This window comes from Brachybacterium sp. GU-2, from assembly GCF_030866705.2.
GTDB classification, from domain to species: Bacteria; Actinomycetota; Actinomycetes; order Actinomycetales; family Dermabacteraceae; genus Brachybacterium; species Brachybacterium conglomeratum.
Map to the genome: position 1 here is coordinate 2,213,271 of NZ_CP133037.2, position 14,798 is coordinate 2,228,068.

Annotated in this window: 14 protein-coding genes and 1 pseudogene; 7 read left to right on the forward strand and 8 right to left on the reverse strand. The window is 74.1% G+C overall.

Annotated features, from left to right (window positions below; genetic code table 11):
* Positions 1 to 123 precede the first annotated feature (123 nt).
* From RBL05_RS10095 to RBL05_RS10105, 3 genes are all read right to left on the reverse strand, one after another.
* Entirely contained in the window at positions 124 to 837 is a 714-nt protein-coding gene (locus tag RBL05_RS10095; protein ID WP_308739600.1) for a GntR family transcriptional regulator, read from the reverse strand.
* A 295-nt stretch (positions 838 to 1,132) separates the two neighbouring features.
* Positions 1,133 to 2,152, reverse strand: a complete 1,020-nt coding sequence (locus RBL05_RS10100) for a Gfo/Idh/MocA family protein (RefSeq protein WP_308739599.1) — start codon at positions 2,150 to 2,152, stop codon at positions 1,133 to 1,135.
* Positions 2,146 to 3,138, reverse strand: a complete 993-nt coding sequence (locus tag RBL05_RS10105; RefSeq protein ID WP_318603622.1) for a Gfo/Idh/MocA family oxidoreductase — start codon at positions 3,136 to 3,138, stop codon at positions 2,146 to 2,148. The genes RBL05_RS10100 and RBL05_RS10105 overlap by 7 nt, the downstream gene beginning before the upstream one ends.
* Positions 3,139 to 3,239: 101 nt before the next feature.
* On the opposite strand from RBL05_RS10105, the gene RBL05_RS10110 reads away from it, so the two are divergent.
* Positions 3,240 to 3,710, forward strand: coding sequence for a MarR family winged helix-turn-helix transcriptional regulator (locus tag RBL05_RS10110; RefSeq protein ID WP_308739597.1), 471 nt, complete (start codon positions 3,240 to 3,242; stop codon positions 3,708 to 3,710).
* Positions 3,711 to 3,811: 101 nt separating this feature from the next.
* Positions 3,812 to 4,123: a monooxygenase gene (locus RBL05_RS10115; protein ID WP_308739596.1), complete on the forward strand. Its 312-nt coding sequence runs from the start codon at positions 3,812 to 3,814 to the stop codon at positions 4,121 to 4,123.
* A gap of 101 nt (positions 4,124 to 4,224) precedes the next feature.
* Here the strand turns inward: RBL05_RS10115 and RBL05_RS10120 are convergent, their stop codons facing one another.
* Complete coding sequence (locus RBL05_RS10120; protein ID WP_318603625.1) at positions 4,225 to 5,727, reverse strand: aminotransferase class I/II-fold pyridoxal phosphate-dependent enzyme; 1,503 nt, start codon at positions 5,725 to 5,727, stop codon at positions 4,225 to 4,227.
* A gap of 295 nt (positions 5,728 to 6,022) precedes the next feature.
* Between RBL05_RS10120 and pdxS the strand changes: the two genes are divergently transcribed.
* Together pdxS and pdxT are read left to right on the forward strand one after the other, a co-directional pair.
* A complete protein-coding gene (gene pdxS, locus RBL05_RS10125) occupies positions 6,023 to 6,943 on the forward strand; it encodes a pyridoxal 5'-phosphate synthase lyase subunit PdxS (RefSeq protein ID WP_308739593.1) in 921 nt (306 codons plus the stop codon).
* Between the two features lie 71 nt (positions 6,944 to 7,014).
* Complete coding sequence (gene pdxT, locus RBL05_RS10130; protein ID WP_308741184.1) at positions 7,015 to 7,560, forward strand: pyridoxal 5'-phosphate synthase glutaminase subunit PdxT; 546 nt, start codon at positions 7,015 to 7,017, stop codon at positions 7,558 to 7,560.
* A gap of 16 nt (positions 7,561 to 7,576) precedes the next feature.
* Here pdxT and RBL05_RS10135 read toward each other — a convergent pair whose 3' ends face one another.
* Complete coding sequence (locus RBL05_RS10135) at positions 7,577 to 8,071, reverse strand: flavodoxin domain-containing protein (RefSeq protein ID WP_308739592.1); 495 nt, start codon at positions 8,069 to 8,071, stop codon at positions 7,577 to 7,579.
* 274 nt (positions 8,072 to 8,345) lie between these two features.
* On the opposite strand from RBL05_RS10135, the gene RBL05_RS10140 reads away from it, so the two are divergent.
* Positions 8,346 to 8,894, forward strand: a complete 549-nt coding sequence (locus RBL05_RS10140; protein WP_308739591.1) for a hypothetical protein — start codon at positions 8,346 to 8,348, stop codon at positions 8,892 to 8,894.
* Here RBL05_RS10140 and RBL05_RS10145 read toward each other — a convergent pair.
* The 3 genes and pseudogenes from RBL05_RS10145 to RBL05_RS10155 form a co-directional block, all read right to left on the reverse strand.
* Positions 8,869 to 10,377: an APC family permease gene (locus tag RBL05_RS10145; RefSeq protein ID WP_308739590.1), complete on the reverse strand. Its 1,509-nt coding sequence runs from the start codon at positions 10,375 to 10,377 to the stop codon at positions 8,869 to 8,871. The two genes, RBL05_RS10140 and RBL05_RS10145, sit on opposite strands and share 26 nt — an antisense overlap.
* A gap of 191 nt (positions 10,378 to 10,568) precedes the next feature.
* Positions 10,569 to 11,209 (reverse strand): annotated as a pseudogene (locus tag RBL05_RS10150) (response regulator).
* Complete coding sequence (locus RBL05_RS10155) at positions 11,206 to 12,582, reverse strand: histidine kinase (protein ID WP_308739588.1); 1,377 nt, start codon at positions 12,580 to 12,582, stop codon at positions 11,206 to 11,208. The pseudogene RBL05_RS10150 and the gene RBL05_RS10155 overlap by 4 nt, the downstream one beginning before the upstream one ends.
* A 144-nt stretch (positions 12,583 to 12,726) precedes the next feature.
* Between RBL05_RS10155 and RBL05_RS10160 the strand changes: the two genes are divergently transcribed.
* On the forward strand, positions 12,727 to 13,803 hold the full coding sequence (locus tag RBL05_RS10160) for an ABC transporter permease (RefSeq protein WP_308739587.1): 1,077 nt from the start codon (positions 12,727 to 12,729) through the stop codon (positions 13,801 to 13,803).
* A 5-nt stretch (positions 13,804 to 13,808) separates the two neighbouring features.
* Entirely contained in the window at positions 13,809 to 14,561 is a 753-nt protein-coding gene (locus RBL05_RS10165; protein WP_308739586.1) for an ABC transporter ATP-binding protein, read from the forward strand.
* The last annotated feature ends 237 nt before the right edge of the window (positions 14,562 to 14,798 follow it).

Here is a 14,798-nt window from a genome sequence, read left to right on the forward strand (position 1 = left end):
CGCGCACCAGGTCCCCGGACTCTCCGTCGAGCGCCGCCGCCCGACGGGAGGCGACGGCCGTCGCGCAGGACAGTTCATCTCGGCGCGCGCCCGGGCGTGCGGACCCCCGGCTCGCGCCGCGTCTCAGGTCGCCGCGTCCGCGTCCTGTTTCGCCGCCTCCGCCTCGGCGACGGCGTGGGAGCGCTCGAGAACGGCGGCGAGGTGCTCGTCCAGGGCCTGCAGCGCGCCGTCGTGGTGGTGGCGGCGCACCTTCTCGAGGATCCTTCCGTGCTCGGTATAGGCCTCGTGGACGTCGAGCGCGGCGGGGCCGCCCACCCAGGTCTGCCGCATGCGGTGGGTGTGGGCGCGGACCGTTTCGACCATCGTGGAGAGGTAGCGGTTCCCGGAGTGGTCGAAGAGGGCCTGGTGGAAGGACCAGTCGGCGTGGAAGTGCTCCTGGAGAAGCTCGATGCTCACCTCGCCGGCGGCCTCGATCCGGGCGATGACGGCGCCGTGGGCGGCGTGCGCCTCCTCGAGGGCGGCGAGCAGCGCATCCACGTCCTCGAAGGCCCGGCCGAGCGCGGCGGTCTCGACGACGCGTCGGGCATCGAGCAGCTCGGTCATCTGCTCGGCGTCGAGCATCGGCGCGACGACGTACCCGCGCAGCGCCACGTACTCCACCAGCCCGGAGCGCTCGAGGGACACCATCGCCTCCCGCACCGGGGTCGGGGAGACCTCGAGGTCGCGGGCCAGCCCGTCGATGCTCAGACGCGCCCCCGGGGGCCAGCGGGCCTCCAGCAGCCGCTGCAGGATCAGCTCCTCGACCTCGGCGCGCAGCACCTGCCGTCGCACAGCCATCACGGCACTCCTCTCTCTTCCCGGGCCCGGCGTCATCGCCTGTCCCGGCGGCGTCGCTCGTCGCACGGGCGGGACGCTCCCGGCGACGTACCCGCTCGACCGGCACCCTATAGGAAGTGTGGCTGCGGGGCCGACGGATCGCTGCGACCCGGCACCTCACGCCCCGGCACCTCACACCCCGGCGCCGTGCGGCCCTCGGCACCGCTGGGCTCGCAGCACCGCACGTTCCCCGGCGCCGTGCGGCCCTCGGCACCGCTGGTCTCTCACCACCGCACGTTCCCCGGCGCCGCTCCCCTTATCCCGCCAGCGCCACCGGCTGCCCGGCCCGCACGGACTCCTGCGCGGCGGCGACGACGCGGACGGTCCGCAGCCCCACCTCGCCCGTCGGCGCGGCCGCCTCGCCCGCGCGGACCGCGTCGAGGAAGGCGTCCAGCAGCAGGGCGTCGAGGTCGGTGCCGTAGGGCAGCCACTGGCCGGGCCCGCCCACGTGCTGGGCGAAGGCGTCGATCTGGAGCTGGCCGCCGGTGCCGAGGGCCTGGAGGGTGAGCCCGCCCCAGGTCGGCGCGTCGGCCGGCATCGACCAGGAGCAGTCGATGGTGGCGACGACGCCGGAGGCATAGGTCAGGGTGACGAGCCCGCCGGTCTCGGCGCCATCCCCCGCGCGGTCGGCGTACAGGATCCGGTTGGAGACGGCGTGGACGCTCTCGGGCTCCCCGAGCACGGAGTCGAGGATCTCGGCGAGGTGCACGGTGTGGTCCACGAGGGAGCCGCCGCCGGCGAGCGCGACGTCGGTGAACCAGTCGCGGCCGGCGGGGAGCTTGCCGTTGTTCGTGCCGGTGAGGCCGACGATCTCGCCGAGGGTGCCGTCGGCGACCGCGGCGCGCAGCGCCTGGACGGCGGGCGAGAAGTGGACGGGGAAGGCGGTCATCAGCACCACGCCCGCCTCACGGCAGGCGGCGACCATCTCCTCGGCGTCCGCCACGGTGGTCGCGAGCGGCTTCTCGCACAGCACGTGCACGCCGCGGCGGGCGGCCTCGAGGACGAGCTCGCGGTGGTGGGCGTTCGCACTGGTGACGACGATGGCGTCGGGGCCTTCCGGCCAGGCCTCCCAGGCGTCCTGGTAGCTGCCGACGACCCGCACCCCGCGCACGTCCCCGTAGCCGTCGGGGTCGGCGACGACGAGGTCCACGTCGGCGCGGGCCTCGAGCAGCGCCGCGTAGGAGAAGGCGTGGGTGTGGGCGCAGCTCATCAGCGCCACGCGCAGCGGGGCGTCGGCCGATGTGTTCGCGGGGTCCTGACCTGGGGCGTTCAGCATGGTCTGCTCCGTCCGGTGCGCAGGGAGTCGAGGGCGGCGCGGGAGACCTCCACGGCGCGGGCGCCGTCGGCCGCCTCGACGCGGGTGGCGCCGCCGACGGTGACCGCGCGGGCGAACTCGGCGATCTCGGCGGCGTAGGGGTCCTCCATGGTGGAGACGTCGGGCAGGAAGCCGTCGCCGCTCGCCTGCCGGGCGGAGGCGACGTCGTCGAAGGTGATGCCGGCGTCGCCGGCGCTGTCGTACCGGAGGCGGCCGCGGTCGCCGGCGAGGTCGAAGGTGTAGCGGAACCGGGTGCCCTCGGGACCCCAGAATCCGCGGCAGTGGCTGAGCGCGCCGGAGCGGTGGGTGAGGACCACGTGGGCGGTGCGCACAGTCGGGTCGGAGGCGGCGACGTGCTGGCGGGCGTGGACCGACTCCACGTCGCCGGCGAGCCAGAGCGCCTGGTCGATGTCGTGGATCATCTGGTCCATCACGATGCCGCCGGAGCGCTCCTCGTCGGCGTACCAGTCCCGGTCCGGCAGGGCGCCGGTGCGCTCGAAGCGCAGCACGGCGGGGGTGCCGATCGCGCCGGTGTCGACGGCGCGCTTGGCCGCGGCGTACTGCGGGAAGTAGCGCACGACGTGCGCGGGGAACAGCAGGCGGCCGACGTTCTCGGCGTGCCGGGCCAGCTCTCGCGCCTCCTCACCGGTCAGCGCGAGCGGCTTCTCGCAGAGCACGTCCTTCCCCGCGTCGAGGGCGGCGCGGACGATGCCGGGGTGCGAGGGAGTGGGGGTGCAGACGTCCACGACGTCCACCGCCGCGAGCAGTGCGTCGAGGTCCGGGTGCACGCGCGCCCCGGCCTCGGCGGCGAACGCCTCGGCGCCCTCCGGGCTGGTGCAGTGCAGCTCGGCGCCGAGCGCCTGCCAGCCGGGAAGATGGGCCCGGGAGATCCCCCCGGTGCCGACGATACCGACGCGCAGCGCGGCCGGCGGGTGCTGCAGGGACATGGGTGCTCTCCGTCGTCGGAGCGGTCACGGTCGCCGTCGATCCTAGTCACGGCGTCGCGGCGGCGGCCAATGCTCGCCCCGGGGCCCGTAGGATCTGACGGATGACCACCGACCAGGACCCGCGCTGGCTGACGCCCGAGGAGCAGGCCACCTGGCGGGCTCTCACGAGCCTCCTCGTGCGCCTGCCCGCGGCGCTCGACGCCCAGCTGCGTCGCGACGCCGGGATCACCCACTTCGACTACCAGGTGCTCTCGCAGCTCTCCGAGCAGCCGGGCCGTCGCCTGCGCCTGCGCGAGCTCGCGACGCTCGTGGACTCGAGCCTCCAGCGCCTCTCCCAAGTGGTCACCCGGCTGGAGACGAAGGGCTGGGTGGAGCGCGTCCCCGACCCGGCCGACGGCCGCACCACGCTCGCCGTGCTCACCGATGCCGGCTTCGAGAAGGTCGTGGCGACCGCGCCGGGCCATGCCGCCGAGGTGCTTGACCTCGCGATCGACCCGCTCAGCCCCGACCAGCACCGCGCGATGCGGGAGATCGCCGAGCGGATCGTCGGGACGATCGAGGAACGCCGGTAGGACTCGGCCCGGTGGGCATTCGTCAGCCATCACTCGGCGCAGCCCCCGAAGCCGTGGTGCGGTAGGGGTCAGCTCATCCTCGACCTCCAGGAGTGATCCCCATGCCTCGCCTCGTCTCCATCGAGTTCTCGTCCGACGGCCCCTTCGGCGCGGAGGCCGCTGCCGCCTACGCAGAGCTGGCCGACGACATCGCCGCGGAGGACGGTCTGATCTGGAAGGTCTGGACCGAGGACCCGCGGACGTCCGTGGCCGGCGGCGCCTATCTGTTCGCCGACGAGGACTCCGCCGAGCGCTACATCCGCAAGCACACCCAGCGGCTGGGCTCCTTCGGGATCACCGATGCGCGGATCTCGAACCTAGGCGTCAACGAGCAGCTCTCGAACACGACCTTTGCCGTCCTGCAGCGCGACTGACGCCGGAGCGTCGCCCGTCGGCCTTCCCCGGGACGATCGGGCGGCGGCACGGCTCTCGGAGCACCGGCCCGCGGGCGATCCCCGCCGCGCCGAGGCTCGGCCTATGCCCTGTCGGCCGCCGCAGGCGCTCCGCCGGACGCACCGACGAGGTCCGTCGAGAACCGCTGCGCCTCGGCGCCGGTGAGGTCGTGGACCGTCAGGCGCAGGTGCCGGGAGGCCTCGACGCCGGACCCGCCCTGGGCGAGGTGGAACTCGTCCTCGGTCCGCACCCGCCATCCCCGACGGGCGAGCTCCGCCGCGACCTCCCGCGCGGGGCGCGGCACGGGGACCCACAGGCTCATCCCGTCGGCCGCACGGACGGGCAGGCCTCGAGCCGTGAGCAGCGCGGCGACCTGCGCGTTCCGGGTGGCGTAGTGCTCTCCAGCGCGCTCGACGAGGGCGCGGGACGCGTCGTCGGCGAGCACCCCGTGGGCGAGTCGCTGCAGGAGGTGGCTGACCCAGGTAGTGCCGGGGCTGAGCCGCAGAGCGAGCCTGCCGGCGGTCTGGGGGTCGGTCGCGGTGACCGCGAGGCACAGGTCGGGACCGAGGAACTTCGAGACCGAGCGCACGAGCGCCCAGCGGCGGTGCCCGGGCGGCAGCGGCGAGCGGAAGGGCCGACGGGACAGGAACGAGAAGTAGTCGTCGACGACTACGAGCACGTAGGGGTGCTCGGCGAGCACGGCCCGCAGCTCCTCGGCCCGGCGGGCGCTGAGCGAGGCGCCCGTGGGATTCTGGGCCCGGGGCGTGAGCACGACGGCGCGGGCCCCGGCCTCGAGCGCGGCGCGGAGCCCGCCCGGGGTCATGCCCTCGGCGTCGACGGGGACGGGCAGGGTCCGGTAGCCGGCGTGGCGGACCGTCTGGATGCTGGCCAGGAAGCACGGGTCCTCGAGCGCCACGGCGTCGTCGCGGACCAGGGACTGCGCCAGCAGCCGCTCGATCGCGTCGACGGCGCCGCTGGTCAGCGTCAGATCGGCGTCGGCGCCGGTGGGCACGTCGGGCGCGACCCATTCCCGTGCCCAGGCCTCGAAGCCGGGGTCGATCACCGGTTCGCCGTAGAGCACGGGGCGGCCGACGGCGCCGGCGAGCGCCGGGGCGAGGTCCGGGATGAGGGCGGGGTCGGGATTGCCGGTGCCGAGGTCGCGGAGCGTTCCCGCGGAAACGTCCCCGGCGCCCCGGCCGGCTCTCGCAGGAGCGGCGGACTCCCCGGAACCGCCAGGGTCTCCGAGACCGCCAGAACCACCGGGGCCTGCGGCGCCTGCGCGACCGGCGGGTTCGGTGTTCCCTGTGAGCGCCTCCGGGGCGGCGTAACCCTCCTGCGCCACCGCCCGCGGCCCGGCGATGCGGGTCCCGGCCCGGCCCTGCGCGATGACGGCACCGTCACGCGCGAGCTTCCGGTACGCGGCGACGGCGGTGTTGCGGTTGACGCCCAGCTGCTCGGCGAGGGTGCGCACCGGCGGGAGCAGGTCACCGGGGACCAGCTCGCCGCGGTCGACCAGGTCGCGCACGCTGCCGGCGATCTCCGCGGCGGTGGTGCCGGTGATCTGCGCGGTCGAGGAGGTCTCCACGCGCCTGAGTCTAGGGCGAGCGTCGGACGGCGGCCGGGGTGGAGACGGGCCCTCTCAGAAGGGCGACTGCGAAGAGTGGCGCTCAGCCCGGATCCCTCCGCGTAGACGAGCTCCCTGCGCGCTGGGCGCCACTCTTCGCATTGCCAGCCCCGGCCCGAGCCCCGCCCGCCCTGTGGACCCCCGAAGACACCCGCGCGAGGCCGTGCTACGTTTTGGCCTAGATCAAAGTGGTGCAGGGAGGGTCGCGGCGTCAGGAGCCGTCGGCCCGCGCCGCGCGAGCTGCGAAGGAGCTCCCATGAGCGCCCCTGCCCCCACTCCGTCCACCAGCGCCGCCCCCTCCACCGGCACCGGCACCGTCAAGCGCGGCCTCGCCGAGATGCTCAAGGGCGGCGTGATCATGGACGTCGTCACCCCCGAGCAGGCGAGGATCGCCGAGGACGCCGGCGCGGTCGCCGTCATGGCGCTCGAGCGAGTGCCCGCCGACATCCGCGCCCAGGGCGGCGTCTCGCGCATGTCCGACCCCGACATGATCGACGGGATCATCGAGGCGGTCTCCATCCCGGTGATGGCCAAGGCGCGGATCGGCCACTTCGTCGAAGCGCAGGTGCTGCAGCAGCTGGGCGTGGACTTCATCGACGAGTCCGAGGTGCTCTCCCCCGCCGACTACGTCCACCACATCGACAAGCACCGCTTCACCGTGCCCTTCGTGTGCGGGGCGACGAACCTCGGGGAGGCGCTGCGCCGCATCACCGAGGGCGCGGCGATGATCCGCTCCAAGGGCGAGGCCGGCACCGGCGACGTCTCCGAGGCGACCAAGCACATCCGCACCATCAGCGCCGAGATCCGGGCCCTGTCCGCCCGCTCGGAGGACGAGCTCTACCTCGCCGCGAAGGAGCTCCAGGCTCCGTACGCGCTGGTCAAGGAGGTCGCGGAGGCCGGTGCGCTGCCCGTGCCGATGTTCACCGCGGGCGGGGTCGCGACCCCGGCGGACGCCGCGATGATGATGCAGCTCGGGGCCGACGGGGTGTTCGTCGGCTCCGGGATCTTCAAGTCCGGCGAGCCGGCGAAGCGCGCGGCCGCCGTCGTGCGCGCGACGGTCTCCTACGACGACGCCGCCGTGATCGCGGAGGTCTCGCGGGGCCTCGGCGAGGCGATGGTGGGCATCAACGTCGCCGACCTCCCCGCTCCGCACCGCCTCGCCGAGCGCGGGTGGTGAGCGGGGGCGCGACCTCCGGCCCGCGCATCGGGGTGCTCGCCCTGCAGGGCGACGTGCGCGAGCACGCGCGCATGCTCGAGCAGCTCGGTGCGCACGTCACCGCGGTGCGGCGACCCGCCGAGCTCGCAGTGGTCGACGGCCTGGTGATCCCCGGCGGGGAGTCCACGGTCATCGATCGCCTCGCCCGGATCACCGGGCTGCGCGAGCCGCTGCGGGAGGCGATCGCGGACGGCCTGCCGGTGCTCGGCACCTGCGCGGGGCTGATCCTGCTGGCCGAGCGGCTGCGGGACGGCGGCCCCGGTCAGGAGACCTTCGGCGGGATGGACGTGACCGTGCGCCGCAACGCCTTCGGCCGGCAGACGGAGTCCTTCGAGACGGATCTCGTGGTGCCCGCGCTCGAGGGGCCCGGGGCCGACGGGGCGCCGGTGCGGGCCGCGTTCATCCGCGCCCCGCTGATCGAGGAGATCGGGCCGGCCGCGGAGCTGCTCGCCTCGCTGCCGGACGGCCGCGCGGTCGCGTCGCGGCAGGGCCGGGTCATGGGTCTCGCGTTCCATCCCGAGTCCACCGGCGAGACACGCTTCCATGAGTTGTTCCTGCGGGTCGTGCGGGAGGGCTGACGCCCGCTGCCGCACCTCACCCCCGCAGCAACGGCGCTATCTCCCTCCCCCACGCCGCGACGGCGGGCAGGTCGCGGAAGTCCCCGGTGGGGGTGCGCATGGACTTCAGCAGCACGCGCTCGTGCAGCGGGATGCGGTCCATGAGCACCCAGCCGGGGAAGTTCGCGGTCGCGACAGGAGTGTGCGAAAGGGTCGCGAGGAACGCGTCGGTCGCCTTCTGCTTCCCGCCCTTGGCGGGGTCGGAGGCGGAGCCGGAGCAGGAGAAGAAGGCGAAGGGCCTGGTCGCGAGGGCCGCGGCGTGCTGCTTCGCCCAGTTCGCGGCGCTCTTCTCGATGGACTCGACGCGCACGCCCGAGCCGAGCACCACGGCGTCGTAGCCGGCCGGGTCCGGCGCGTCCTCGATGTCGACGAGCTCGCAGTCGAGACCTGCCCCGCGCAGGGCGTCGGCGAGGGTCTCGGCGAGGGTGCGGGTGGCTCCGGAGTGGGTCGCATAGGCGACGAGCGCTGTCATACGAGGCATCGTGCCAGCCCCACGGCCGCGACATGCGGGACCGAAGTCCGCCGCCTGCAGCCGCTCGTGCCGTCCATCGGGCATCAGGTGTCGATCACCCTCGGCACCGGCCGACGCGATGGCTGCGGAGAGTTCCGCTCCCGCAGGTCATCCCCAGATCACGATTCGGTGGTCATGACCTGCCGGTCACTGGAACGCGCTCGCACGGGAGCGGAGAATCCCGTCATACGGCCCTGGCCGCCGTGGCCTTCGCCGTCGCCTGGAGGAGGCAGCCGTGAAGAAGAGAATCCTGTCCGTCCTCGCCTCGGGCGCGCTGCTGGTGGGACTGGGCGCCGTCGCCCCGGCCACCGCGTCGGCCGCGCCGTACTGCGGGATCCGCTGGGGGTCGCTCCCCGAGTCGATCACCGCCACCACCTCGGCCCAGGTCGAGAACCTCCGCTCCGGCCGCCACGACTGCTTCGACCGGCTCGTCGTGGACCTGGACGGCACCGTCACCGGGTACTCCGTCTCCTATGTGAGCCGTGTGGAGCAGCTCGGCTCAGGGCAGGTCGTCCCGCTCTCGGGCGCGGCGGACCTGCAGGTCCTGGTCGAGGCCGCGGCCTACGACGACCGCGGCGAGGCGACCTACTCGCCGCGCACCCCGTCGCGCGCGGTGGACGTGACCGGCTATCGCACCTTCCGCCAGGTCGCCTTCACCGGCAGCTTCGAGGGACAGACCCTGATCGGGCTCGGCGTCCGCGCCCGGCTCCCGATGAGGGCCTTCGTGCTCGAAGGCCCCGGAGACGGCTCGCGCCTGGTCATCGACGTCGCCCATCGGTGGTGACCTGAGGGTCCTCACCCTCGCCGACGGCCCGCTCCGCACCGGCGTCCCCGTCCTCGGGGGCGCCGGTGCTGCGCGTCGGGCCGGCGACGGCACCGAGCACAAAGGCGCCGACGAGGAGCGCGGCGCACACGATCGCCGCGACCGTCCCGCCCACCATCAGCGGGAAGTTCGCCAGCGAGATGCCGAGCACGACGAGCAGGCCCAGCCCGCCGAGTCCGGTCGCGGCGAGGGTGACGGCTCCTGCCCGTCGGCCGCCCGCGTCGCGGGCCTCGCCGGGAGCCGATCGCACGCCGGGAGCCGAGCGATCGCCTGGACCCCGTCGGCCGCCGAAGCGGAGCACCGCGAGCGCGGTCAGCGCCATCATCGCGATCACCCCGATCGCGCCGAGGCCCGAGTACCAGGTGTAGATCTCGACCACGGGGTCCAGCTGCGCGAGCGCCGAGACCAGCACGATCACGGCGGTGATGCCGGTGACGGTGAGCGAGGCGCGGGAGGGGGCGCGGTGCACCGGGTGCACCTGCCCGAGCGCGGAGGGCAGCACCCCGCGCCGACCGAGGGTGAACAGGTAGCGGGCGACGATGTTGTGGAACCCCAGCATGCAGGCGAACATGCTGGTCACAACCAGGACCTGGGTCACGTCGCGCATGATCGGCGCGACCACGTCCCCGGCGAGCGCGACCACGACCGAGTCGGGGCTCGCCGCGGCGGCGTCGAGGGCGTCCTCGGCGCCGAGCCCGGAGATCACCAGCCACGAGGAGACGGTGTAGAGCACGCCGATCAGCAGCACCGCGACGTAGGTGGCGCGCGGGATGGTGCGCAGCGGGTCGCGGGCCTCGTGGCGGAACACGGCGGTCGCCTCGAAGCCGAAGAAGCCGAGGAACGCGAAGAGGAGCCCGAGGCCCGGCGCGCCCGAGAGCGCCTCGGCGGGACTGAACGGGACCGGGGTGAGCTCGCGGCCGGAGGCGAGCACGCCGAGGTCGATCGCGAGCACCGCGAGGATCTCCAGCACCAGCACCACGCCGAGCACCGCGGCGGAGAGGTCGATGCGGCGATGCGCGAGCACGCCCACCACCGCGATCATCACCGCGGAGATCAGCCACCACGGCAGCTCGATCCCGGTCCACAGGGCGAGCAGGTTCCCGGCCTGCACGCCGAGATAGCAGGTCATCGACACGGTCAGCAGCACATAGCTGAGCAGGGCGACCGCCGCGGTGCCGAGGCCGGCCCGTCGGCCGAGGCCCTCGTGGACGTAGGCGTAGAAGGCGCCGGCGTCGGGGACGTGCGGGGTCATCCAGGTGAAGCCGACGGCGAAGAGCAGCAGGATGAGCGTGGCCGCGAGGATCATCAGCGGCGCGCCGATGCTCCCGGACTCCAGCAGGATCAGCGGGAAGTTCGCGACCACCACGGTGATCGGGGCCGCGGCGGCGACCACCATCAGCACGATGCCGGCCACTCCCAGCGATCGCGTCATCTCGGTGCGCACAGGGCCACCTCTTTCCGTCCACGGGCGCCCCGGGGCGGGCGCAGCTGCTCAGGATAGGGCGCAGCCCCCGGGGCCGACCCGGGCGTCCACGGCTGCGACCTGCGCAGACGTCGTGCCCGACGGTCAGAATCCGCCGGCACTCCCTGCTTCCGGCGCCCTGCTCCCGGCATGACCTGCCGTCGTCCGCCCTCTCAGCGGATCAGCCGACGCTCCCGCGCCACCCGCAGCGCCGCGGTGCGGCTCTCGACGCCGAGCTTCTCGTAGAGGTGGACGAGGTGGGTCTTCACCGTCGACTCGGAGATGAACAGGCGCTTGGCCGCCTCGCGGTTCGTCGCACCGGTTGCGAGCACCTCGAGGATCTCGGTCTCGCGCGGGGACAGGACGGTGCGGGGCTCGGCCATGCGCCGCACCAGCAGCTGCTGCACCTCGGGGAGAGCACGGAGCGTCCGGCGGCGGCCTCGCGCACGGCGTCCAGCAGCGTCTCGGTGGGCGCGTCCTTGAGCACGTAGCCGGTCGCGCCGGCCTCGAGCGCGCCGACCACGTCGGCCTCGGCGTCGAAGGTGGTCACGGCGAGGACCTGCACGCCCGGGTGCTGCGCGCGGAGTCTCCGCGTGGTCTCGATCCCGCCGATCCCGTCGCCGAGGTTCAGGTCCATCAGCACCAGGTCGGGGACGCCCTCGCCGGTGGTCACCAGCCGGTCCAGCGCCTGCAGCGCCTCGTCGCCCGAGCCGACGTCGGCGACGACCTCGACCTCCGCATCGGCCTCGAGCAGGGCGCGCAGCCCGGCGCGGACGACGGGGTGGTCGTCGACCATCATCAGTCGGATGCTCACGATCGGACCTCCTGGTCGCGCAGCGGAAGGGTCAGGCCGACGGCGGTGCCCTCCCCCGGGGTCGAGTCGATCGTCACGGTACCCCCGGCGCGGTCCATCCGGGCGCGCAGCAGACGCAGCCCGTCGCCGCCCTCGGCACGATCGAGGGCAGGGGCGTCGACGGCCGGCCCGGCGGCGGGGGCGATGCGCGCGCCACCACTGGTGCGCGCGGCGTCGCCGGTGGCAGCGCCGCCGGCCGCCCGACCCACGGCCGACGGGTCGAAGCCGCGCCCGTCGTCGACCACGTCGAGGCTCACCCGGTCCGGCCACCAGGCCAGCGTGAGCACGCAGCGCTGCGCCTGGGCATGCCGCTGCACGTTCGCGACCAGGGACTGCGCGGCCCGGTGCAGCGTCTCCACCTGCTCGGGCGCGAGCTCGATCGGGGTCCCGTCGATCCGCAGCTCCCAGCGGGTGGGCCCGCCGAGCGCCTCGGCTCGGGCGATCACCTCGCGCAGCGCCTGCTCGAGGGTGGTGCGCGGGGCGCGGTCCGCGAGATCGCGGACCAGGCCGCGTGCGTCAGCGAGGTTCTCGCGGGCGGTGCGCTCGATGCGGGAGAACTCCTCGGCGGCCGACGGGTGAGCGGCGCCCGCGGCGCGGGAGAGCATCACGATCGAGTTCAGGCCCTGGGCGAGGGAGTCGTGGATGTCGCTGGCCAGGCGCTGCCGCTCCTCAGCCACGCCCTTCCGCCGCTCGGAGTCGGCGAGCTCGGCCTGGGCGGCGCGGAGATGCGCGACCAGCACCCGGCTGCGATCCGTCTCGCGCAGCAGGCGCCGGTAGACGGCGTGCGCGACCAGGGAGAACACGGCGCCGATCAGCGGTCCGAGGATCTCGCCGACGCCCAGCAGGGCCTCGTCCCGCCCGAGCACCGGGGAGACGATCGCCCACAGGGTCACCAGCGCGAGCGCGAGGGGCCCGCCGACGGGTCCCAGCGCGAACAAGACCAGGAAGAACAGCGTGAACGCGATCCACACGAACGACGGGGAGACGAAGGTGGTCGCCATCCAGGCGGCGGTCAGCGCGAGCACCCACGGCGCCGACGGGAGCAGCAGGTCGGTGGTGTCGGCGCGTCCGGCATCGCCGCGGCGCAGGGCCCGTTGCGAGCCGAGCAGGTAGATCACGGCGAGCACGGCGGCGCACAGGATCGCGAGCGGCGCGGAGACCCCGTCGGCCGTGACCGCGCGGACCGCGCCCACCACCGGCAGCACCAGGAACGCGACGTGCATCGCGCCGCGCAGCGTCGCGGCGAGCGCGGTGGAGGTGTCGCCCGTCGGCGCGGGGTCCTCCCCGATCCGGGGACGGTCCGACTCCTGCTCCGGGACTGGCTCTGCGTTCACCCTCGACACTCTAGGGGCAGGCCCGCCGCGCACCCCCGCACACGGCATCGTCCGAAAGGACGACTCCGCGCTCGTCCTTCGGGTCAGCGGGGACCATCCCGCGCAGGCGATGTCGCGGGCCGGGATCCGCGATGGCATGGAGCCATGTTCGTCGCACTCAAGGACATCGTCCACGCCAAGGGCCGATTCACCCTCATGATCGGGGTGATCGCCCTGCTCACCCTGCTGCTGGTGCTGCTGACCGGCCTCACCCGCGGCCTCGCCCACCAGAACATCTCCGCCATCGAGGACCTCCCGGCCGACGCGGTCGTGCTCACCCCCACCCTCGGCGACGAGATCTCCTGGTCCGACTCGCAGGTCTCGACCGAGCAGGCCTCGACCTGGGAGGCGGCCGACGGAATCACCGCCGAGCCGCTGTCCGTCGGCCAGATGCGCATCGAGGCCGGCGAGGCGGTGACCTCGCTGGCCCTGTTCGGCATCGCCCCCGACGGCGAGGCCGCGCAGGCGCTGCCCTCGGCGCCCGCCCCGGGCGAGGCGCTGCTGCCCGAGGACGTCGCCGCGGACCTCGGCGTCACGGCCGGGGACACGGTGCAGGTCAACGGCCAGGACCTCACCGTCGTCGGCACCGCCCCGACCTCCTGGTACTCCCACTCCCCCGTCGGCTACGTCGACGTCACCACCTCCAAGGACCTCGCCCATCAGGCTGAGGACACCGCGGGCTCCGCGCTGCTGGTCCACGGCGCCGGACCGGACGACGCCGTCGTCGAGCAGGCCGCCTGGGACTCCGGCACCCGCGCCGTGAGCGTCTCCGACTCACTCGCCGCGCTGCCGTCCTATTCCTCGGAGAACGGCTCGCTGACCCTCATCCAGGGATTCCTCTACGGCATCTCCGCCCTGGTCACGATCGCGTTCCTGTCCGTCTGGACGATCCAGCGCACCCGCGACATCGCCGTGCTGCGCGCCCTCGGCGCGACCGCCCGCTACGTCCTGCGCGACACCGTCGGCCAGGCCGCGATCCTGCTCGCCGTCGGCGCGGCCGTCGGCGGGGTCGTCGGCGGGGCCGGCGGTGCGGTGCTCGCGACCCTCGCCCCGTTCGAGTCCTCGGCGGTGACCGTGCTGCTGCCCGTCGCCGGGGTGCTCGTGATCGGCCTGCTCGGCTCCGTCCTCGCCACCCGGCGCGTCACCCGCGTCGATCCGCTGCTCGCCCTCGGAGGGAACTGAACCCCATGACCACCACCGCCACGAACATCGCCCCCGACATCACGACGACCGCCCCCGCGCTCTCGGCCCGGGACGTCACCGTCACCTACCCCGACGGCAGGAACCCCGACGGCAGCGAGCGCCTGAACACCGTCCTGCACCAGGCGAGCCTGGACGTGGCCCGCGGCGAGTTCGCTGTGATCCTCGGCCCCTCCGGCTCGGGCAAGTCCACTCTGCTCAGCGTCGCCGCGGGGCTCGTCGTCCCGGGCTCCGGCAGCGTCCTGATCGAGGGCACGGACCTCACCGCGCTGGACGAGAAGCGCCGCACCGCGATGCGCCGGGATCGGATCAGCGTCGTCTTCCAGCAGCCGAACCTGCTGCCCGCCCTCACCGTGCGCGACCAGCTGCTGGTCACGAAGCACCTCGCGGGCGTGCGCGGCCGGCGACTGCGCGCCGAGCGGTCCCGTGCCGAGGCGATGCTCGAGCGCGTCGGGATGGGCCAGTACGCGGACCGTCGACCGCACGAGCTCTCCGGCGGTCAGCGCCAGCGGGTCAACATCGCCCGCGCTCTGTTCACCGATCCGGCGGTGCTGCTGGTGGACGAGCCGACCAGCGCCCTGGACCACGAGCGCTCCCGCGAGGTCGTGGACCTGCTGGTGGGGATCACCCGCGAGCTGAAGGTCGCGACAGTGATGGTCACCCACGACCGCGAGTTCGCCGAGGACGCGGACCGTGTGATCACCCTGCGCGACGGGCGGGTGGAGGAGCCGGACGCCTGAGCCACGGCGCCGCGCAGGTCCCGCCGCCCCTCGGACATGCCGACGCCGACGCACGACGTGTCCGGGCCGCCGTGCGTCGGCGAGGTGCCGGTGACCCTACTCCAGCGCGTCCCCGGCGTCAGGAGGGTCCGCGAACGGTTTGCAGGAGGCCTGGTCGGGACGGGGTGTCGGCGGCCTGGTCCGGACGGGGTGTCGGCGGCCTGCCGGATCGGCGCGAGCGAGTTCGCCCGACGCTGG